Raw genomic sequence first — 21,833 nt, forward strand, 5'->3', positions numbered from 1 at the left:
TCTTAGTTCAAGCCAAATACGTTAAGCATGGTGGTCAGTTTGACGCCGGTTTCGCGCCATTCGCCCAGCGGCGAGGAGGCCGGAACAATGCCCGCGCCGGCAAACAGGCGCAGCGTACGCTGCTGCAGACGCGCGCAGCGGATAGTCACCACCCACTCGCCGTTGCCTTCGTCATCGCACCAGCCGACGATGCCGCCGAACAGCTGGCGATCGAAGGGTTCCAGTTCAGCAATCAGGCGCTTCGCCGCCTGATGCGGGAAACCGCTCAGCGCCGGCGTCGGGTGCAGCAGACAGGCCAGCGACATGGCGTTTTCTTCCGCCAGCGCGGTGCCTGCGATCGGCGTCGCCAGATGCCAGAGCGTCGGGGTGGTAATCAGCTGCGGCGACTCCGGTAGCGACAGCTGACTGCTGCGCGGGCCCAGCACGCTCTTCATCGCCTGGGTCACCAGCTCGTGCTCGTGGCGATCTTTGCCGGAGGCCAACAGCCTGTTGCCTGCTTCCCGGTCCAGCACATCGTCCGGCTGGCGACGGGCGGAGCCGGCCAGCGGCAGAGAGCTGAAGTGCTGTCCTTCTTTACGCAGCAGCAGCTCCGGGCTGGCGCCCAGCAGCACGCCGCCGTCGGAGAGCGGCACGTGGAAGTTAAAGCTGGCGGGGTTCTGGGCGATCAGTCGCTCCATCAGCGCGCCGCTGTCGACGCGGTCGCGGGTGGTAATATCGATAAGCCTTGATAGCACCACTTTGTCGACTTCCGGGGTGGCGGTCAGCGCGGCGGCGCGTTCCACCATGGCTAAAAACGCGTCCTGCTCCGGGATCTCCCGACGCTCCACCACCTCCATCGCCTCCAGCGGCGCGGCATAGCGGGCGGAACGCTGCTTTTCCGGGCGAGAGAACGCTTCCCAGCGCTCGGGGATATAGAGCTCGGAAGGCTGACAGGTGTCGAACGGGATAGCCCCGACCATCACCGGCTTGCGGATCCCCGCCGCCCGGGCCTCGGCAAAGGCGGCCGCCATCTGCTGCTGGAACTCGCCGTTCAGCGCATCGCCGCCAACGGCGGGCTGTGAGAAGCGACGGAAGCAGCCTGAAGTGGTAAAACTGCGGTACGGCGACATAAAGAAGAAGCTGTCCGGCGACAGGGTCCGGGTCGGTTTCTTTACATCCTCAGCCAGTGACGTTTCCATATCATCCTCCAAAAACGATAAAGATATTAAGAATAATTATCATTTATATTTTGGTTGGCTAACCTAAAAGGTATTGCCCGCCATGTCAACCGCGTTACGTCATGGCGCCGCCACTTTGGCTTGCATCCTGCTGACACAAAGTTGAAAATGAGACGCATTTATCACCTTTCAAATCAGGATGCGATGACGTGAACTTCTTTTCTTTCTGCCGCCGCGGTGCGCTGACCGGCATGCTGTTGCTTTTAGGAATTACCTCAGCCCAGGCGGCGGACTGGCCGCGCCAGGTCACCGACAGCTACGGGACGCATACCCTGCCGAGTCAGCCGCTGCGCATTGTCTCCACCAGCGTGACGCTTACCGGTTCGCTGCTGGCGATTGACGCTCCGGTGGTCGCCAGCGGCGCGACCACGCCGAACAACCGCGTCGCCGATAGCCAGGGCTTTCTGCGCCAGTGGAGCGAGGTTGCCAAAGCCCGCAAGCTGGCGCGGCTGTACATCGGCGAACCAAGCGCCGAAGCGGTGGCCGCCCAGATGCCGGATCTGATCCTGGTGAGCGCGACCGGCGGCGACTCCGCCCTGCCGCTGTACGATCAGCTTAAAACCATCGCCCCGACGCTGGTCATCAACTATGACGATAAAAGCTGGCAAACCCTGCTCACCCAGCTGGGGCAGATCACCGGTCATGAACAACAGGCCAGCGCGCGCATTGCCGACTTCAATAAACAGCTCGTTTCGTTAAAAGAAAAAATGAAACTGCCGCCGCAGCCGGTGACCGCCCTGGTCTATACCGCCGCCGCGCACAGCGCCAATATCTGGACGCCGGAATCGGCTCAGGGGCAGATGCTCGAACAGCTGGGCTTTAGCCTGGCGACGCTGCCGGGCGGCCTGCCCGCCAGCCATAGCCAGGGTAAACGCCACGATATCGTGCAGCTGGGCGGGGAGAACCTCGCGGCCGGTCTGAACGGCCAGAGCCTGTTCCTGTTCGCCGGCGACCAGAAAGATGCGGATGCCATCTACGCCAACCCGCTGCTGGCGCATCTCCCGGCGGTCGCAGGCAAACGCGTCTACCCGCTGGGCACCGAGACCTTCCGCCTTGACTACTACAGCGCTCTGCTGGTGCTCCAGCGTCTCTCCAGCCTGTTCGGCTAACGCGGGCTGCGCCATCAGGACGGGAACGCGGCCTGCACACCTTGCCGGGCGGCGCTGCGCTTGCCCGGCCTACAATGCCAGCGTCCCCCAGTCCAGACCGTAGGCCCGGTAAGGCGCAGCCGCCACCGGGCATCAGGCCGGGTACGCAGCCTGAACACCTTGCCGGGCGGCGCGGCGCTTGCCCGGCCTACTGAGCTTGCACCGGCCTGCCGTACCCCAGGCCCGGTAAGGCGCAGCCGCCACCGGGCATCAGGCCGGGGCACGCAACCTGAACTCTTTGCCGGGCGGCGCTGCGCTTGCCCGGCCTACTGAGCTTGTACCGGCCTGCCGTACCCCTGGCCCGGTAAGGCGCAGCCGCCACCGGGCAATCGCACCCTACTTAACTTTCGTTGACAATTTCCGGGCGCTGGAAACGGCGCAGCTCGCGTAGCAGCCCAACCAGCAGCACACCGACAAGCGCCAGCGCCCAGCCGCTGGCGCTGGCGGATGCCGCCGGCGTCATCACTGCCCCTAAGCCGCCGAGCAGCGCCGCGCCGATGGCGTCGCCGGTGACGTTTTGCGCGGTCCACAGACCGTTAATCCGCCCGAGCATATGTTCCGGCGTCTGGGTCTGGATCAGGGTGTACTGCAGCAGCGAGCTAATAGCGCTCAGCCAGCCAAACAGCGCCAGGCACAGCGCGCCCAACGCCCAGTGCGGCATCAGGCTGAACAGCGCAATGGCGACAAACGATCCCACCGTCGTCGCCAGCATCAGCGCGCCCGGCCGCACCGTCTGGGCCAGCTGGCCGCTGGTCAACGCCCCCAGCGCCGCACCGAGCGGAATAGCGGCGTACAGCAGGCCAATCTGTCCGGCCGACATCTGCCAGCTACCGGCCAGCGCCGGATAGAGCACCCGCACCGCGCTGGCCATGGTCAGCAGACCGCCAAGCAGCGCAATCCCGCCGATAAGCGGGCTCCGGCAGAGGAAGGTCAGCCCCGCCAGCAGGGAGCGCAGCGGATGCTCGCGCGGCTGCGGAGGCGGCGGCAGCTGCGGCAGACGCAGCAGGGTTAAGGTGGTGATAAAGGTCCCCGCCGCCGCCAGGCCAAAGTTCCACGCCACGCCGCCGGTGGCCAGCAGCAGGCCGCCGATCATCGGCGAAATCACCGAGCCCAGGCGCACCGTCAACATGGTGATGGCCCCGGCCTGCATCAGGTTTTCCCGCCCCACCAGCGCCGGGGTCGCCGCCAGCAGCGCGGTCACCCCCAGCGAGGCGAAGAACCCATCCCAGATCCCCAGCAGGTAGATCGCCGCCAGCGACGGCTCCGGCAGCAGGGCGTTCAGACACAGGCCGACAAAGCCCACGCCGCAGGTGCCGCGCGCCAGCAGGATCAGGCGTTTACGTTCATAGCGGTCAGCCAGCACGCCCCCCACCATCAGACCAACAAACATCGACGCCCCGGTCAGCGTCACCGACAGCCCGACCTGCCAGGTCGAATGGGTCATCATCTGGATCTGCACCGGGATGGCCACGCCCAGCAGGCCAAGCGACAGAATAGAGATAAAGCGAGCGATAAAAACGGCGCGAAACGCCGGGTGAGTTTTCAGCAGGCTGAGATTGAGCAGCCAGGATTGTCGGTTCATTACAGCGCCTTGTCGTTATTTTTAATACCCTTTTTACTGTGGGTCATGCTACCATAGCTGAATAAAATCGATAACGATAATTACTATCATTATCATATCAGGGATGTCAGTTATGTCGTTTTCTACGACCGCGGTACGCTCTGTCGCCGTGCCCGGATTGTTGCTGTTACTCGCCTTAGCCGCCGCGCTTAGCCTGACCATCGGCGCCAAATCGTTGCCGATCGGCACGGTATTCACCGCCTTCAGCGGAACCTGTCAAAGCGCTGATTGCACTATCGTGCTGGACGCGCGCCTGCCGCGCACTCTGGCCGGTCTGCTGGCCGGCGTCGCCCTCGGCCTCGCCGGCGCGCTGATGCAGACGCTCACCCGCAACCCGCTGGCCGACCCCGGCCTGCTGGGGGTCAACTCCGGCGCCAGCTTCGCCATCGTCCTCGGCGCGGCGCTGTTCGGGATCACTTCCCCGCAGGAGCAGCTGCTGCTGGCGTTCTGCGGCGCGCTCTGCGCCTCGCTGCTGGTAGCCTTTACCGGCAGCCAGGGCGGCGGTCAGCTGAGCCCGGTGCGCCTCACCCTCGCCGGGGTCGCCCTTGCGGCGGTACTCGAGGGGCTGTCCAACGGCATCGCCCTGCTCAACCCGGACGTCTACGATCAGCTACGCTTCTGGCAGGCCGGTTCGCTGGATATCCGCACCCTGCAAACGCTGAAAATTGTCCTGCTGCCGGTAGTGGTGGCGGGGATCGCCGCTCTGCTGCTGAGCCGGGCGCTTAACAGCCTGAGCCTGGGCAACGATACCGCCACCGCCCTCGGCAGCCGCGTCGCCCGCACCCAGCTGATCGGCCTGATCGTCATCACCGTCCTGTGCGGCAGCGCCACCGCCGTCGTCGGCCCCATCGCCTTTATCGGCCTGATGATGCCGCATATGGCGCGCTGGCTGGTGGGGGCCGATCATCGCTGGTCGCTGCCGGTCACCCTGCTCGCCACCCCGGCCCTGCTGCTGTTTGCCGACGTGATTGGCCGCCTGCTGGTGCCCGGCGAACTGCGGGTATCGGTGGTGAGCGCCTTTCTCGGCGCGCCGGTGCTGATCTGGCTGGTGCGCCGCCAGCCGCGGGGAGGTGGCCTGTGATTGCTCCGTCCCGCCGCCTGATAGCCAGTTGCCTGCTGCTGATGGCCGCCAGCCTGCTGATTTCTCTGCTCGGGCTGGCGCAAGGCCCGGTGCCCCTGACGATTGACCAGGTGTTCTCGGCGCTGTTCGGCGATGCGCCGCGCAACGTCGCGATGGTGGTGAACGAATGGCGGCTGCCGCGGGTGTTAATGGCGCTGCTCATCGGCGCCGCGCTCGGCGTCAGCGGCGCCATTTTCCAGTCGCTGACCCGTAACCCGCTCGGCAGCCCGGACGTGATGGGCTTTAACACCGGCGCCTGGAGCGGCGTGCTGGTGGCGATGGTCCTCTTCGGCCAGAACCTGACGGCGATCGCCCTGGCGGCGATGGCCGGCGGGGTGCTGACCTCGCTGGTGGTCTGGCTGCTGGCCTGGCGCAACGGGATCGAAACCTTCCGCCTGATCATTATCGGCATCGGCGTGCGCGCCATGCTGGTGGCATTCAACACCTGGCTGCTGCTGCGCGCCTCGCTGGAGACCGCCCTTTCTGCGGGCCTGTGGAACGCCGGATCGCTCAACGGCCTGACGTGGGGTAAAACCTGGCCGTCGGCGCCGCTGATCCTGCTGATGCTGGTGAGCAGCGCCCTGCTGGTTCGCCGGATGCGGCTGCTGGAGATGGGCGACGATACCGCCTGCGCGCTGGGGGTGCAGGTCGAGCGTTCGCGCCTGCTGCTGATGCTGGTGGCGGTGGTGCTCACCGCCGCCTCGACGGCGCTGGCCGGGCCGATCTCATTTATCGCGCTGGTGGCGCCGCATATCGCCCGCCGCCTGAGCGGCACGGCCCGCTGGGGACTGACCCAGTCGGCCCTGTGCGGCGCGCTGCTGCTGGCGCTGGCCGATTACGGCGCCCAACGGCTGTTTATGCCGTGGCAGCTGCCGGTTGGCGTGTTAACCGTCAGCCTCGGCGGTATTTACCTTATTGCATTGTTGATTCAGGAGTCCCGCAAAAAATGAGTGCTGTCCCCTCCCGTTTGCGCGGCGAGCAGTTAACCCTGGCCTACGGGAACAAGACCATCGCCGAGTCGCTGAACGTGACCATCCCTGACGGTCAATTCACCGCCATTATTGGCCCCAACGGCTGCGGCAAGTCGACGCTATTGCGCACCCTCAGTCGCCTGATGACGCCCGCCAGCGGCCACGTCTGGCTCGACGGCGCGCAGATCCAGCAGTACGCCAGTAAAGAGGTTGCCCGCCGCATCGGGCTGCTGGCGCAGAATGCCACCACCCCTGGCGATATCACGGTGCAGGAGCTGGTGGCCCGCGGGCGCTATCCGCACCAGCCGCTGTTTACCCGCTGGCGCAAAGAAGATGAAGAGGCGGTGAACAAGGCGATGCGGGCGACCGGGATCAGCGATCTGGCGCTGCAGAGCGTCGACACGCTTTCCGGCGGCCAGCGGCAGCGGGCGTGGATTGCGATGGTGCTGGCCCAGGAAACGGCGATTATGCTGCTGGATGAGCCGACCACCTGGCTGGACATCAGCCATCAGATCGACTTGCTGGAGCTGTTGAGCGAGCTGAATCGCGAGAAGGGCTACACCCTGGCGGCGGTGCTGCACGATCTTAACCAGGCCTGCCGCTACGCCACCCACCTGATCGCCCTGCGCGACGGCAGGATCGTCGCCGAGGGGGCGCCGAAGGAGATCGTCACCGCCGATCTGATTGAACGGATTTACGGTCTGCGCTGCACGATCATTGAAGATCCGGTGGCGCATACGCCGCTGGTGGTCCCGCTGGGCCGCCGGTAATCTCCTCTTTCCCCGGCTTGCGCTACGCTGAGCCGGGCTACCTGCTGTAGCCCGAACTCAACCGTTACCCCAGAATCTCCCTGACCACCGGACCGATGGCCTCAAAGGCCTGCGGGGAGATGATATCGACGTGGGCGCAGTTCTGGCTGAACACCTCCAGTTCCCCCACCCACGGGCCCCATACGACCTGCGGATCCATCCCCTCCTGCCGCGTCTTCTCCGCCACGAACAGCGTCGCCTTGCCGTCAAACTTCGCGCTATGCGCGGTGGTTAACAGCCGCACCGCATCGGCATAGTTGCCTTCGATGGCGCTGAACAGCTCGCCGGAGGCTTGCCCCTGCTGGGCGGCGAGGAACGCTTCGCGCTCGCGGTCGATCTCCGCCAGTACCTCGGGATCCAGCCCGTTGGCCTCTTTCTCTGCCCAGTTTTGCGTCTCCGGCGGCCAGGTATCCAGCAGGCCGAGGAAGGCCACCGCTTCGCCGCGCTGGCGCAAGCGGGCGGCAATCCCCTGGGCTAAGGTGCCGCCCAACGAATACCCGAACAGGTAATAAGGGCCGTGCGGCTGCTGCGCCAACAGCGTTTGCAGATGATGCTCGCAGACCTCGTCGAGGCTGGCGGCGCTGGCCATCGGCCCCTGCGGGCGCGGCGACTGAATACCGGTAATCGACCAGCGCGGGCTGAGATAGCGCGCCAGCACGCTGAACTGCCAGGCGAAGCCGGAGGCCGGATGGAAGCAGAACAGCGTCGGGCCGTCGCTCTCGCGCAGCGGCAGAAGCGTATCCAACCCCAGGCGCTGAGCCTGCTCATCGCTGAGATCGGCGGCCAGCAGCGCGCTCAGTTTGCCCACCGTCGAGGCCACCATCACCTGCCCCGGGGTCACCTGCCGCGCCAGCTGGCGGCTGAGCTGTGCCGCCAGGCGCATCGCCAGCAGAGAATGACCGCCGAGGGCGAAGAAATCGGCGTCGATATCGTTCACCTCGCAGCCCAGCAACTGGCTGAAGGCCGTGGCGACAAGGGTTTCCATGCCGGGCTCCGGCGGCCGGCCGATGCGCTCGCCGCCGAGGGTCGGCAGCGGCAGCGCTTTGCGGTCCAGTTTGCCGTTGGCGCTCAACGGCAGCTCAGCGAGCTGCATCAGCACCACCGGCACCATATGCGGCGGCAGTTGTTCCGCCAGCCGCGCTTTCAGCGCCGCGGTATCCAGCGGCAGGCCGGAGTCAGAGACCAGATAGCCCACCAGCTGTCGGGCATCACCGCCGGTCGCCGCCGCCTGGTTGAAGACGCAGGCGTGACTCACAGCCTTCCCCACGTCCGGCAGGGCCGACATCACCCGATCAATCTCGCCAAGCTCGATGCGCTGCCCGCGGATCTTCAGCTGATCGTCGCTGCGGCCAAGGTACTCCACCGCGCCGTTCGTCAGCCAGCGCGCCACGTCGCCGGTGCGATACATCCGCTCGCCGGGGGCAAACGGGTCGGCGATAAAGCGGCTGGCGGTGAGATCCGGGCGCCCCAGATAGCCCTGCGCCAGCTGGATGCCGGTGAGATAAAGATCCCCCGCCACCCCCGGCGGCACCGGGCGCATCGCGGCATCGAGAATGCGCAGCCCGGTGTTCCACACCGGCCAGCCAATCGGCACGCTGCTGCCGGTCACCGCCGCCAGCTCAGATCCGCAGGCCGGGTACCAGCTGACGTCCACCGCCGCCTCCGTCGGGCCGTACAGGTTATGCAGCGGCGCGCCGGTTAAGCGCTCCCACTCGCGGCACAATTCCGTCGGCAGCGCTTCGCCGCTGCAGAATACCCGCCGCAGCGTGCGGCAGGCGGCCACGCTGTCCGCATCCAGCGAGGCGACAAACGCCGCCAGCATCGACGGCACAAAGTGGGTGGTGGTCACGCCGTAGCGGGCGAAGAACTGCTGCATCGCCTGCGGGTCGCGGTGCGCCTCCGGCTCGGCCATCACCAGCTGCGCGCCGGCGATAAACGGCCACCAGAACTCCCACACCGAAACGTCGAAACTGCACGGCGTTTTCTGCGCCACCACGTCGTCGGCAGATAACGGATAGCGATCCTGCATCCACAGCAGGCGGTTGACGATGGCGGTCTGGCCGACCATCACCCCTTTCGGCCGCCCGGTGGAGCCGGAGGTAAAGATGATGTAGGCGGTATGGTCTGGTTTTGACAGCGCCAGCGGCGCGTCATCCCCGGCGGCCAGCGGCTGCTGGTAGCAGAGGCTTTCCAGCCCCGGAATATCGCTGAAGCGGGCCAGCTGGTCCTCCGAGGTGATCAGCAGCGACGGCCGGGCGTCTTCCAGCATCATCCGCAGGCGGTCGTCCGGGTAGCCGGTGTCCAGCGGCAGCCAGGCGGCCCCCGCTTCGACAATGCCGTGCAGCGCCAGGGTCAGGAACACCGAGCGCGGCAGGGCCACCGCCACGCTGTCCCCAGGCTTCACGCCGCGCTGACGCAGCAGCTGCGCGAGCGCCACCACCTGCTGACGCATCTCGCGATAGCTGAACTGCCAGCGGGCGTCCGCCAGCGCCGGCGCATCCGGGGTCTTCCGCGCCTGGTCGGCCACCAGCGCGCTGAGGGTGGTGGCAGGCAGCGGCACAGCGGTATCGTTGACCGCCGCCAGCCGGGCCAGCTCGTCGGCGGAGAGCATCTCTGCTTCGCCGCAGCGCAGCGCCGGATCGGCGGCGAACTGCGCCAGCAGCGCGGTCAGTCGCGCCATGTGGCGACGAAGCTCGGCTTCGTCGTACCGGGCCTTGTTGGCGAGGATCTCCAGCGACAGCCCGCCGGTCTCATCCGGGAACAGCGCCAGCTCGAGATCGTTGACCGGGCCGGTGGCGAGGGTGTGGGTCACTGCCTGCACACCATCGATATCTAGCTGGTAATCAAAGACTTTGACGTTCAGCACCGGGCCGAACAGCGGTTCGTCCCCTGCCGCTTTGCCGCTGTCGCGAACGATCTGTTCGGCGTCATAGCGCTGATGGCGGCGCATCTTTTTCAACTGACCGGCGAGGCGCATCGCCAGGTCCGCCAGCGTCTCCTGGGCGTCAATATGCACCGCCAGAGGCAGGACATTGAGCACCGGCCCCGTCGAGGTCAGCGCGGCTGAACCCATCCGGCGCATAAAGATAAAGCCCGCCGCGTAGTCCATCCGGTTGCACAGGCGGCCCAGCCACAGCGTGGTGAGCGCCAGCGCCAGGTCAGCGGGCTGACACTGCGGCGCATGGCTGGCCAGACGGCGGAAGGCGTCGGCGTTCATCTCCAGCTTCATCCGCCAGATATCGCTCCCGGCGGCGCGCCCGCCCAGTGGCGCGGCAGAGAGTGAGGCTGGCGCCGGTAACGCCTGGCGCTGGGCCTGCCAGAAAGCTTTATCCCGCTGCCAGGCCTCGCTGCCGGCGTAGCGCTGGTACTCGTCCACCACCTCGGCGAAGGGGGTGAAAGGCGACTCAGGAGTGGCTTCCCCACGCTGCCAGGCGCGGTAAATGGCGGCGATCTGCCGGGTTATCGCCGGGAAGCTGAAGCCATCCACCAGCAAGTGGTGATAACGCTGATACCAGTACCAGCGGTCGTCGCCGACGCGCAGCAGCTGATGGCACACCAGCGGGTTGCCGCCGTCGACGCGCAGATCCTGCGCCAGATCCGCCTGCATCCGCTCCGTAGCGGCGCGATGCGGATCCGGCGCCGTCCGCAGGTCAATGATCGACGGTTCGGCAAAGGTGCGGTCGGCCGCCAGCCACTGCCAGACTTCCCCCTCCTCTTCCTCAAAGCGCAGGCTGAGGGTGTCCGCCTGCTGCAGACCGGCGACAATCGCTTTTCCCAGCAGCGTCGGGTCGAGGGCGCCGCGTAGTTCAACATAGTGGGCCACGCTCCAGGCGCCTGGCAGAGTGGAGAGGCGCTCGGCCATCCAGATCCCCGGCTGCGCGGCAACCAGCGGTAAACGAGTGGTCATTGTCAGCTCCTTATGACGCATGATGGGCGGGGGTCAGTGTCGACCAGTTGGCCGCCAGCCAGGCGTTGCAGGCCTCGGCCGACTGCGGGGGGCACACCACCGTCCAGCCGGCAGGCAGGTCGCAGTGCGCCGGCCACAGGCTGTACTGCTGTTGATCATTGCGCAGAATGTAAAACTGCCCTTGCGGATTGTCGAAGGGGTTACTGAATTGCATATCAAACTCCTGTCGTAAAACGCGATGCTAAGGGTGCGACAGCAGAGGCTGCCAGAGCTGGATAAGCCCTGCCGTCAGCCCGCCGCGCCAGCAAAGCGCATCATGCCCGCCGTCAACCTGACGCCAGAAAATCGTCTGCTGTGTTGTGGTGAGTTGCGCCAGTAGCGCCTGGTTCGCGCGAAAAATGATCGGTTCGCGTTGGCCCGCTTCCAGCCAGACGCGCAGCCCGGCCGCGGACACCTCACCCTGGCGAAGCTGTTCGCCGATAAAGCCCGTCCCGCGGCCATCACGGTGCGGCCACCAGTAGGAGCCTGACTGGCTGAGCACGCAGCCAAAGCGCTGCGGCCAGTTGAGAGCGGCGAACATCGCCGCCAGACCGCCGAAGCTTTGCCCGGCCACCACCGTCCGATCCGGGCGGTCGCTGAACGGGGCATAGCCGTGGACCAGCGGCAGGAGCTCCTCCTGCACCGCCAGCCAGAAATCGCGGTGACAGGGCAGCTCAACCCCGCGGCGCTGGTTGTCGATCGCGTCGATCAGCAGGTAGACCGCCGGCGGCAGTCTCCCCTCGCGGGTCAGGGCGGCCAGCGGCGACCACACCGGCATGCTCTCGGCCCAGAACTGGCCGTCGAGCAGGATCGCCAGCGGCCGCGTTTGCGGGTCGACAGCCTCGCCGGTGGTGTAGATCCAGACCCGGCGATGGTTGCCCAGACGCGCGCTGCGCCACTCAAGGCAACGGGCGGCAGGATGCGCCTCATTAAGCGGGTCCCAGCCGGGCTGCGCGGGGGCCTGCGGCATCTCCAGGGCGGACACGCCATGGCCGCGTCCGCCCCGCCAGCTGTGCGGGTTCAGCGGATCGGCTATCGCCCGCGGCAGCAGTTTGCGCCAGCCTTCGCGTAGCAGCGCGCGGTCGGGCGCATCAGCGCTGAACACCTCAGGGGAAAAATCATCGTCACGGTCGGAGGGAATAAAACAGTAGCTGCCGCGCCAGGTCGGCGACAGCGTAGTGCGCCAGAACCAGGCGTCGGTCCCGGGGAGACGTTGCAGCGATTGCGGACGCGCATTCTGATGGTGGTCGGTCACGCCGGTGATATAGAGCCATACCCGACGATGGGGAGAGCAGGTTTCATCCCCCGCCGGGTCCCGCCACCAGAACGTTACCTCGATGGCGCCATCCACTGCGCGGCACTGCGGCCCCCGCAGGGTTTGCCACCACTCCTCGCTTCCTGTCCTTAACATTCTGTCATTAACCCTATGTATAGCGTGACTTTTTTAATTAATTGTCATTATTTATTGATAATATTATTGATAACTATTTGCATTTGCAATAGCGTATTAGCGCGCCGTGGGAAGCGCGTCTTTCATCAGAACATGTCAAATCGGGCTTATTCAGCCAGCGACGGAGTGCCTTTGCCCGCTTTTGGCAACATTTATGCCGCCTCCCCTCCCGGTGGGAAGGGGCGTTTGGGGAACGTGGCGACAAAAAGCAGGAATAACAATGAATAACAGGATCAAATCCCTGGCCTTGCTGGTCAATCTGGGAATTTACGGGGTTGCTTTTCCGTTAAGCGCAGCGGAAACCGCCACCGACGATAAAAACAGCGCCGCTGAAGAGACCATGGTGGTCACCGCCGCCGAGCAGAACCTGCAGGCGCCGGGCGTCTCCACCATCACCGCCGATGAGATCCGCAAACGCCCCCCGGCGCGCGACGTCTCGGAGATCATTCGCACCATGCCGGGAGTCAACCTGACCGGCAACTCCACCAGCGGCCAGCGCGGCAACAACCGCCAGATTGATATCCGCGGCATGGGCCCGGAAAATACCCTGATCCTGATCGACGGCAAGCCGGTCACCAGCCGCAACTCCGTGCGCCTTGGCTGGCGCGGCGAGCGCGACACCCGCGGCGATACCAGCTGGGTGCCGCCGGAGATGATCGAACGTATCGAAGTGATTCGCGGCCCGGCCGCCGCCCGCTACGGCAACGGCGCCGCCGGCGGCGTGGTGAATATCATCACCAAAAAAACCGGCGATGAGTGGCACGGCTCATGGAACACCTATATGAACGCCCCGGAGCACAAGGATGAAGGCTCCACCAAACGCACTAACTTCAGCCTCAGCGGCCCGCTGGGCGGCGATTTTAGCTTCCGCCTGTTCGGTAACCTCGACAAAACGCAGGCCGACGCCTGGGATATCAACCAGGGCCATCAGTCCGAACGTACCGGGATCTATGCCGACACCCTGCCGGCCGGGCGCGAAGGGGTGAAAAACAAAAACATCGATGGTCTGGTGCGCTGGGAATTCGCTCCGATGCAGTCGCTGGAGTTTGAGGCCGGCTACAGCCGCCAGGGCAACCTCTACGCTGGCGACACCCAGAACACCAACACCAACGACCTGGTAAAAGAGAACTACGGTAAAGAGACCAACCGGCTGTACCGCAACACCTACTCGGTCACCTGGAACGGCGCCTGGGACAACGGGGTGACCACCAGCAACTGGGCGCAGTACGAGCGCACCCGCAACTCGCGCAAAGGCGAAGGCCTGGCCGGGGGCACCGAGGGGATCTTTAACAGTAATCAGTTCTCGGATATCGATCTGTCAGATGTGATGCTGCACAGTGAAGTCAGTATCCCGTTCGACTACCTGGTTAATCAGAACCTGACGCTGGGCAGCGAGTGGAATCAACAGCGGATGAAGGATAACGCGTCCAACACCCAGGCGCTGTCGGGAGGCGAAATTCCGGGTTACGACAGCACCGGCCGCAGCCCGTACTCGCAGGCGGAAATCTTCTCGCTGTTCGCCGAGAACAACATGGAGCTGACCGACACCACCATGCTGACTCCGGCGCTGCGTTTCGATCATCACAGCATTGTCGGCAATAACTGGAGCCCGTCCCTCAACCTGTCGCAGGGGCTGTGGGACGACTTCACGCTGAAGATGGGTATCGCTCGCGCCTATAAAGCACCGAGCCTGTATCAGACCAACCCGAACTACATTCTCTACAGTAAAGGCCAGGGCTGCTATGCCAGTAAAGACGGCTGCTATCTGCAGGGTAACGACGACTTAAAAGCCGAGACCAGCATCAACAAAGAGATTGGCCTCGAGTTTAAACGCGACGGCTGGCTGGCGGGCGTCACCTGGTTCCGCAACGACTACCGCAACAAGATTGAAGCGGGCTATGCTCCGGTCTATCAAAACAATAAAGGTACCGATCTCTACCAGTGGGAAAACGTGCCGAAAGCGGTGGTGGAAGGTCTGGAGGGGACGTTGAACGTTCCGGTGAGCGAGACCGTCAACTGGACCAACAACATCACCTATATGCTGCAGAGTAAGAACAAAAAGACCGGCGATCGTCTGTCGATTATCCCGGAATACACGCTGAACTCCACCCTGAGCTGGCAGGTTCGCGATGACGTTTCGCTGCAGTCGACCTTCACCTGGTACGGCAAGCAGGAGCCGAAGAAGTACAACTACAAGGGTCAACCGGTCTCCGGCAGCGAGAAGAACGAGGTTAGCCCCTACAGCATCCTCGGCCTGAGCGCGACCTGGGACGTCACCAAATACGTCAGTCTGACCGGCGGCGTGGATAACGTCTTCGATAAGCGCCACTGGCGCGCGGGCAACGCCCAGACCACCGGGGGCGCCACCGGCACGATGTACGGCGCCGGCGCCGAGACCTACAATGAATCGGGCCGCACCTGGTACCTGAGCGTCAACACCCACTTCTGATAGCGGGTTCTCCCTCCCCCGCCCTTGCTGGACAAAGGGCGGGGGCAACCGCGGTAACCTTATCCTATGCGCCACCATCGCACCGTTTTGCCTCTGGCCGGCTATACCATCCAGCAGATCGACTTCGACCCGGCGACTTTCCAGCCTGAAGATCTGTTCTGGCTGCCCTATCACGCCAGCCTGACCGGGTGGGGCCGCAAGCGGCAGGCGGAGCACCTGGCCGGACGCATCGCCGCGGCATACGCCCTGCGCGAGGTGGGGGAGAAACGGCTTCCCGCCATCGGCGACCAGCGCCAGCCGCTGTGGCCCACGCCCTGGTTCGGCAGCATAAGTCATTGCGGCCAGCGCGCGCTGGCGGTGATCGCCGATCGGCCGGTGGGCGTCGATATCGAGCGCCGGTTTACCCCACAGCTGGCCGCGGAGCTGGAGAGCAGCATTATCAGCCCGGCGGAAAAAACGGCGCTGCTGCACAGCGGCCTGCCCTTCCCGCTGGCGCTGACGCTGGCGTTTTCGGCGAAAGAGAGTGGGTTTAAGGCCTGGTCCTCACACGCTTCCGGCCTGCCCGGCTTCCACAGCGCCCGGATTGTGGCACTCACTACGCAGCAGATCCATTTACGTTTTACCGCCAGTTTCTCCCTGCAACTTGCTGATTTCCCCCTTCAAATCAATCATCTGATAAAAGACGATCTCGTTATTACCTGTACCTGCCCGACTCGCGAAGCGTGATCCTTTTCGCTTTTTAAGAAATTACCTGTGCAAACCGTAGACAGTTCTGACTGGCCGCTTTATGGTTACATTGAATAATAAATCATTATTGAATATATATTCAATGCGGAGATAATAATGAAAACTACCCTGATAAAGTCTGTTCTGTTTGCCTCCATGATGGCCGCATCTGGCTCACTTTTCGCCGCCGATAATGGCCTGATCGCGATCATTACTCCTTCACATGATAACCCATTCTTTAAAGCGGAGGCTGACGGCGCAGCGGCGAAAGCGAAAGAGCTGGGTTACAGCACCCTGGTCGCCTCCCACGACGACGACGTCAACAAACAAAACCAACTGATTGAAACGGCTATTGCGCGGAAAGCCAAAGCCATCATCCTGGATAACGCTGGCGCGGATGCCACCGTCGGCCCGCTGGAAAAAGCAAAAGCGGCAGGTGTGCCGGCATTTTTAATCGACAGAGAGATCAATAAAACCGGCGTCGCCGTGGCGCAGATCGTCTCTAACAACTATCAGGGCGCCCAGCTTGGCGCGGAAAAATTCGCCAGCCTCCTCAACGGTAAAGGCAAGTATGTCGAACTGTTAGGTCGTCAGTCCGACACCAACGCCAGCGTCCGCTCGCAGGGTTATCACGATGTGCTGGACGACTATCCGGAAATGAAAATGGTCGCCCAGCAGACGGCGAACTGGAGCCAGACGGAAGCCTTTACCCGTATGGAAGCTATTCTGCAGACCAATCCGGATATCGTCGGTGTGATTTCCGGCAACGATACCATGGCGCTGGGGGCGGAAGCGGCGCTGAAAGCCGCGGGTAAAAACGACGTGATTGTCGTCGGCTTCGACGGTAGCGACTACACCCGCGACTCGATACTCAAGCAGGGCAACATTAAAGCCACGGTTCTCCAGCCTGGCTGGAAGCAGGCGCAAATGGCCGTGGAACAGGCGGACTTTTTCCTGAAGAACGGGAAAGCCCAAAAAGAAGAGAAGCAGTTGATGGACTGCATCCTCATCGATAGTGGCAATGCGAAAAAACTCAACATGTTCAACCTCAGCGAGTAAGGCGGAAATGATGCGGTTAAAACAATGGGGCGCCGTGCTGATGGGCTGCGCCGCCCTGTTGCTGACGGCCTGCACGGTGGTGGACTTAGATGAGAATGGCAAGCCAGTGCTGCCTGCCGACCCGAACGCGAAACCCAGCTTCGACCATCTCACCCCGCAGCAGATCGCGCAACAAACCTGGCAATCTCGAGTGATTGACGCAGCGAACCAACATGCGCTGGACGCGGCTGCGCTGGAAAAAGTGCGCCAGGCGTCTGGCGCTACGCCACAGAGCGTCTTTGTTCGCCTGAGCAGCGAAGTGACCGGGATTGACGTCAGCAACCCACGCGAGCAAAAGCTCACTCTTACGCTACACGGCCAGCCGTTGGTCGTGCAGCTGGGTCCTGTCATGCGGGGCAACGCCATTCGCGATGCCAGCGGGTTCAAATTTGAAGACTTTACCAACCAGGTGCAGTTTGCGCAGCTTTCACGCGCCTACAACCGGGAGGCGATAAAATCGTTGCCGACAGTGGACGCGAGCTGGGCAGGCAAACCTGTCGATATTCTCTTTGCGGCCACGGTGGTTAACGGCAGCCTGCAGGATGCGGCCGCTCTTGAGCTAAAACAGGAGGCGCGCTGATGGCCAGTTCACCCGCAGAGGAGATCATTTTACGCACCCGTGGTATTTCCATGCTGTTCCCCGGCACGGTGGCCCTGGATAACGTCGACTACAACGTCTGGCGTGGCAAAGTTAACGTGATCATCGGCGAAAATGGCGCGGGTAAATCAACGCTCATGAAAATTCTCGCCGGTGTGCAACAGCCGAGCCTGGGCGAAATGGAACTCAACGGCAACATAGTCCATTTCTCCAGCACCCGCGAGGCCGCCGCCCACGGCATTGGTATGGTCCACCAGGAGCTGAACCTGTTTGAAAATCTTAGCGTCGCGGAAAATATCTTTCTTGGTCGCGAGCTACAGCGCGGGCTTACGCCAATTAACGAAGCAGAGCAGGAACGACAAGCCGCGGAGCTGTTGCAGCGACTCGATCAGCCGATCTCGCCGCGGGAGCTGGTGGGTAACCTGAAGGTCGGTCAGCAGCAGTTGGTTGAGATAGCCAAAGCGCTGGCGGAAAATGCGGACATTTTGATCCTTGATGAGCCTACATCCGCCTTAAGCAAAACCGAGGTGGATATCCTGTTTCGGGTCATCCGCGAGCTGACGCGTCAGGGGGTGTCCATCATCTACATCTCACACCGTCTGGAAGAGCTGATGGCCATCGGCGACGTCATTACCATTCTGCGTGACGGCAAATTCCAGGCGGAGGCCAGGGTGAGTGAAATTGATGTGCCATGGATCGTCCGTGAAATGCTGGGAAGCGATCCGGTAAGTCATTTTCTTCCCCCGAATCGCCGCTTCGGTGCCCCACTGCTGGAAGTGGAGAACCTGACCTGCGTGAATGCCGCGGGCAATACGGTGGTGGATAACGTCAGTTTTAAAGCACATGCCGGTGAAATTATTGGGATCTACGGCCTGATGGGCGCCGGACGAACCGAGCTGTTTGAATGTCTGCTGGGGACAGCGCGCCACTACTTTGGCAAGATCTGGCTGGACAGCAAACCGGTTCCCCAGCGGTTAACCACGGCCGAACGCATCCGCATGGGCATGAGTCTGGTGCCGGAAGATCGTAAGCGGACCGGGATTTTTCCGATCTCTTCAGTCGCCAGCAATCTGACCATTGCCAGCCTGTGGCGTCGTCTTCAGCGCGGGGTAACCATTGCCAATAAAGAGGAAGAGGCCGTCGTCGCCAGCACAATTGGCAATCTATCCATCAAGGTCTCATCACCAGAAGTCGAGATCCAGGCGCTCAGCGGCGGCAATCAGCAAAAGGTGGTTATTGGCCGTTCGCTGTTAACCAATCCGAAGGTGCTGTTTCTTGACGAGCCTACGCGCGGAATCGACATCGGCGCCAAGGGGGATGTGTTTCGCATGATGGTGCAATTGTCGCAGCAGGGAATGGCGGTGGTGTTCTCCACCTCCGATTTAAAAGAAATCATGGCGGTCTCTGACCGTATCCTGGTGATGTCAGGCGGCAAACTGACCGCCGATATCGTTCGTGACCAGGCCGAAGAGTCGGCGCTGGTTTCAGCAAGCGCTCAGGGGTTCTAAGATGAAAATGACACAATCGGTCGCACTGGCGCCGCGCGGCGGAGCCTCTCTCTCCCGTGAAAATATCCTGCTGTTGTTATTAAAACTGCGCACCTTTATCGCGCTGTTCCTGATTGTCGGCTTCTTCACGATGACCGTGCCCGGTTTTTTATCCGCTGGCAGCATGGTGATTATGATTAAACACATTGCGATTAACGCCTTTCTGGCGTTGGGGATCACCTTTGTCATTATCACTGCCGGTATCGACCTTTCGATTGGCGCTACGCTCGGTCTCTGCGGAATGATAGCCGGCTGGCTTATCACCAAAGGGATCGTCTTGCCGATGTTCGGTATCGCCATTTTTCCAAGCGTGTGGGTCATTGTGCCCCTGGTGCTGCTGATAGGCGCGCTGATTGGCGCCGTTAATGGCTGGATCATTACCCGCTACAATGTGGCGCCGTTTATCTGCACCCTCGGTACTATGTATGTGCTCCGCGGAGCCGCGATGCTAACCTCTGATGGCCAAACCTTCCCCGGGCTCGCGGGCAATCCGCAGCTGGGCAACACGGGTTTCGATGAAATTGGCGCAGGTGCGCTCTTTGGCATCCCGTGGGCCATCTGGCTGATGATCCTCCTGGCTCTGATCATCGCCTATATCGCCCGGCGTTTGCCTTTTGGCCGCCATGTTTATGCGATCGGTGACAATGAGCGTGCCGCCGAGCTATCCGGCGTGAAAGTGAAGCAAATTAAAGTGCTGGTCTACACGCTGTCCGGCTTTTGCGCCGCCATAGCCGGGATCGTGGTCTCCGCGCAGCTGCTGGCCAGCCATCCGGCTAACGGTACCGCTTTTGAGATGAATGCTATCGCCGCCGTCGTACTGGGCGGAACATCGCTGGCCGGCGGCCGGGGAACCATTCTGGGTACGCTGATTGGTGCGTTTGTCATCGGTTTTCTCGCCGACGGGCTGGTGATGATGGGGGTAAGCGAGTTCTGGCAGATGGTCATCAAAGGGATCGTGATTATTGTGGCGGTCATTATCGATCAGATGCAAAACCGGATGCAGCAGAAGGCGGCGGTGGTCGCCCAGAAAGCGGTCATGGAGAATAAGTAACCGCAAGACCTCCTGTGGCTCAGGCCACAGGGGGAGCGGGCCTGACTCACGATGCGCCTTTCTCCGAGGCGCTTCGCAAAATCTCATCGAAAAATCCTGCCCGACGGCAAGCAGTGGTAGCATCCCGCCACTCTGCTCTGCCAGGCAAGGAAGCCATGAAAAAACGTCCTCACTCGACCCCGCACGACAGTCTGTTTAAGCGCTTTCTGCGCGACAGCGAAACCGCACGCGATTTTCTGGATATTCATCTGCCGCCCGCGCTGCGGCAACTGTGCGACTTAAGCACTCTGCACCTGGAATCCGGGAGCTTTGTTGAGGACAACCTGCGCGCCAGCTATTCCGATATTCTCTACTCTCTGCATACCAGCAAGGGAGAGGGCTATATCTATGTCGTCATTGAGCATCAGAGCACCCCGGACAGCCATATGGCGTTCAGACTCCTGCGCTATGCCCTCGCGGCCATGCAACAGCATCTTGATCGCGGCCATAAAGCGCTGCCGCTGGTAATTCCCATGCTGTTTTATCATGGCAGCATTTCTCCCTATCCCTTTTCACTGTGCTGGCTGGACGAGTTCCCACCTGACTCACCGGCAAAACAGCTTTATCTCGGGGCCTTTCCGCTCGTCGATGTGACCGATATTCCCGACGACGCCATATTACAGCATCGGCGGATCGCGCTTCTGGAACTGGTCCAGAAACACATCCGTCAACGCGATCTCAGCTATATCCTCCAGCAGTTGGTGGAGGTGGTGCTGATGGGATACACTGACCACCAGCAGTTCAAAACGTTATTTACCTATATGTCGCTGCATGGCAATAGCGCCGACCCGGAAAACTTTATCGACCAGCTGGTCGAACGTCTGCCGCAATATGAGGATACCCTGATGACGATTGCCGAGTACCTGAAGCAGAAAGGTCGCGAAGAGGGAAAACAACGCTGGTTACAGGAAGGCTTGAACGAAGGTTTACAGGCGGGTGAGCATCGCGAAGCCTGCCGCATCGCACTGATGATGTTAGAGAACGGCATGGACACTGAAACCGTATTGCGGATGACTCGCCTCAGCGCGGACGAACTGGCGATGCTGGCGCGCCAGGCACGCCAGTCTCCCCCCGCTTAGCCCTTAATTAACGCGCGCGCGGTCGGGAAGTCGGTGATCAGGACATCAATATAGTCGCCCTGCAACGCGCCGCGGATGGCGTTCTCTTTGTCCACGCCGCCGGCCAGCGCAATCACCTGCGGACAGCGACGAATTTGCTCAAGTTCCATACCGATCACCGGATCCTCATCCTGGCTCAGTACCGGTTTGCCCGCCGCATCATAGTAATGCAGGCAGATATCCCCCACCGCGCCGCGCGCCGCCAGCAGCTGGAGCATGGTTTCATTATAATAGTTACCGGAGTTTTTCAGCAGCTGCGAAGGCTCCAGTTCACCAATACCGACGATGGCCACATCCACTTCGGCAAATTTCGCCACCACCGCCGCGACGTCCGGGCTGTTTACCAGACGGCTGCGCTCCTCCACGGAGTGCTCAATACTCTGCGACGGCAACAGCCACGCCGGGCAGCCTAAATGCGCCGCCAGCTGCTGGGTTAAGATGGTGGCCTGCACGTTGCCGTTGGGACCGACGCCGCCCAACAGCTGAATCACCCCGGCGGCGCGAATGTTCTGCGGATGCATCTCATCCACCATGCAGCGGATCGTACTGCTCCAGGACGAGATCCCCACGAGGTCTTCCGGCCGCAGCCGCGTTTCGACATAGTGCGCCGCTGCGCTGCCGATGGCATGCTTTACCTGACTGTAACTGGCGTTCTCGCCCACATCGACGACTATCGCCTGTCGAATGCCAAAACGCTCCTCAATCGCCTTTTCCAGATCGACAAAAATGTTTGTCGGCTGGACCACGGTAATTTTCACCAGCCCCTCTTTCTGACAGCGGGTAAGCGCCCGTGAAACAAAAGACTGGGACAGATGCAGCAGCGAGGCGATCTCGGACTGCTTTTTATTCTCGCTGTAGTAAAGCGTGGCGATCTTCACCAGCAACCGCTGTTCATCCTGCTTCGACATGGCATTCCCCTCTGTTT

The 21,833-nt window shown here is 62.3% G+C and carries 17 protein-coding genes; 11 read left to right on the forward strand and 6 right to left on the reverse strand.

The features are described from left to right. Positions 1-2: 2 nt before the first annotated feature. Positions 3-1,178 (reverse strand): isochorismate synthase EntC, encoded by a 1,176-nt coding sequence (gene entC, locus IB144_RS19165; RefSeq protein WP_004176916.1) that lies wholly within the window; start codon positions 1,176-1,178, stop codon positions 3-5. 188 nt (positions 1,179-1,366) lie between these two features. Here entC and fepB point away from each other — a divergent pair, with 188 nt between their 5' ends. Then, a complete protein-coding gene (gene fepB / locus IB144_RS19170; protein WP_004147526.1) occupies positions 1,367-2,326 on the forward strand; it encodes a Fe2+-enterobactin ABC transporter substrate-binding protein in 960 nt (319 codons plus the stop codon). Positions 2,327-2,705: 379 nt separating this feature from the next. Here fepB and entS read toward each other — a convergent pair whose 3' ends face one another. After that, complete coding sequence (gene entS / locus IB144_RS19175) at positions 2,706-3,947, reverse strand: enterobactin transporter EntS (protein WP_004147525.1); 1,242 nt, start codon at positions 3,945-3,947, stop codon at positions 2,706-2,708. 112 nt (positions 3,948-4,059) lie between these two features. Between entS and fepD the strand changes: the two genes are divergently transcribed. The 3 genes from fepD to fepC are packed head-to-tail and all read left to right on the forward strand — an operon-like array spanning position 4,060 to position 6,847. Then, positions 4,060-5,067 (forward strand): Fe(3+)-siderophore ABC transporter permease, encoded by a 1,008-nt coding sequence (fepD, locus tag IB144_RS19180; RefSeq protein ID WP_004176917.1) that lies wholly within the window; start codon positions 4,060-4,062, stop codon positions 5,065-5,067. After that, positions 5,064-6,056, forward strand: a complete 993-nt coding sequence (fepG, locus tag IB144_RS19185) for an iron-enterobactin ABC transporter permease (RefSeq protein WP_004893521.1) — start codon at positions 5,064-5,066, stop codon at positions 6,054-6,056. Before fepD ends, fepG begins: the two co-directional genes overlap by 4 nt. Continuing rightward, complete coding sequence (gene fepC / locus IB144_RS19190; protein WP_020323973.1) at positions 6,053-6,847, forward strand: iron-enterobactin ABC transporter ATP-binding protein; 795 nt, start codon at positions 6,053-6,055, stop codon at positions 6,845-6,847. The genes fepG and fepC overlap by 4 nt, the downstream gene beginning before the upstream one ends. Before the next feature lie 64 nt (positions 6,848-6,911). On the opposite strand, the gene entF is transcribed toward fepC, so the two are convergent. Genes entF through fes form a run of 3 tightly spaced genes read right to left on the reverse strand, consistent with a single transcriptional unit; the run spans position 6,912 to position 12,243 of the window. After that, the gene (gene entF, locus IB144_RS19195; RefSeq protein ID WP_064162101.1) at positions 6,912-10,793 is read right to left on the reverse strand and encodes an enterobactin non-ribosomal peptide synthetase EntF; all 3,882 of its coding nucleotides are present in this window, start codon (positions 10,791-10,793) and stop codon (positions 6,912-6,914) included. Positions 10,794-10,803: 10 nt separating this feature from the next. Further along, positions 10,804-11,007 carry an MbtH family NRPS accessory protein gene (locus tag IB144_RS19200; RefSeq protein ID WP_004176919.1) on the reverse strand — a complete coding sequence of 68 codons (204 nt, stop codon included), beginning with the start codon at positions 11,005-11,007 and terminating at the stop codon, positions 10,804-10,806. A gap of 27 nt (positions 11,008-11,034) precedes the next feature. Then, positions 11,035-12,243, reverse strand: a complete 1,209-nt coding sequence (gene fes, locus IB144_RS19205) for an enterochelin esterase (protein WP_004198313.1) — start codon at positions 12,241-12,243, stop codon at positions 11,035-11,037. A gap of 259 nt (positions 12,244-12,502) precedes the next feature. On the opposite strand from fes, the gene fepA reads away from it, so the two are divergent. The 7 genes from fepA to IB144_RS19240 all read left to right on the forward strand — a co-directional run bounded on the left by fepA (position 12,503) and on the right by IB144_RS19240 (position 20,869). Further along, positions 12,503-14,731: a siderophore enterobactin receptor FepA gene (gene fepA / locus IB144_RS19210; protein WP_046654577.1), complete on the forward strand. Its 2,229-nt coding sequence runs from the start codon at positions 12,503-12,505 to the stop codon at positions 14,729-14,731. A 66-nt stretch (positions 14,732-14,797) separates the two neighbouring features. Then, positions 14,798-15,457: an enterobactin synthase subunit EntD gene (entD, locus tag IB144_RS19215; protein WP_040250177.1), complete on the forward strand. Its 660-nt coding sequence runs from the start codon at positions 14,798-14,800 to the stop codon at positions 15,455-15,457. Between the two features lie 117 nt (positions 15,458-15,574). After that, positions 15,575-16,516, forward strand: coding sequence for a D-ribose ABC transporter substrate-binding protein (locus IB144_RS19220; protein WP_004178959.1), 942 nt, complete (start codon positions 15,575-15,577; stop codon positions 16,514-16,516). A 10-nt stretch (positions 16,517-16,526) separates the two neighbouring features. Then, positions 16,527-17,135: a DUF2291 family protein gene (locus IB144_RS19225; RefSeq protein ID WP_040215869.1), complete on the forward strand. Its 609-nt coding sequence runs from the start codon at positions 16,527-16,529 to the stop codon at positions 17,133-17,135. Then, a complete protein-coding gene (locus tag IB144_RS19230) occupies positions 17,135-18,661 on the forward strand; it encodes a sugar ABC transporter ATP-binding protein (RefSeq protein ID WP_012068418.1) in 1,527 nt (508 codons plus the stop codon). Before IB144_RS19225 ends, IB144_RS19230 begins: the two co-directional genes overlap by 1 nt. 1 nt (position 18,662) lies before the next feature. Continuing rightward, on the forward strand, positions 18,663-19,751 hold the full coding sequence (locus IB144_RS19235; RefSeq protein WP_004885708.1) for an ABC transporter permease: 1,089 nt from the start codon (positions 18,663-18,665) through the stop codon (positions 19,749-19,751). 155 nt (positions 19,752-19,906) lie between these two features. Further along, on the forward strand, positions 19,907-20,869 hold the full coding sequence (locus tag IB144_RS19240; protein ID WP_032419242.1) for an Rpn family recombination-promoting nuclease/putative transposase: 963 nt from the start codon (positions 19,907-19,909) through the stop codon (positions 20,867-20,869). Here the strand turns inward: IB144_RS19240 and IB144_RS19245 are convergent. Beyond that, positions 20,866-21,816: a sugar-binding transcriptional regulator gene (locus IB144_RS19245; protein WP_004893547.1), complete on the reverse strand. Its 951-nt coding sequence runs from the start codon at positions 21,814-21,816 to the stop codon at positions 20,866-20,868. The genes IB144_RS19240 and IB144_RS19245 overlap by 4 nt on opposite strands. Positions 21,817-21,833 lie beyond the last annotated feature (17 nt).

This window comes from Klebsiella sp. K4 (genome assembly GCF_014596785.2).
GTDB lineage: Bacteria > Pseudomonadota > Gammaproteobacteria > Enterobacterales > Enterobacteriaceae > Klebsiella > Klebsiella pneumoniae.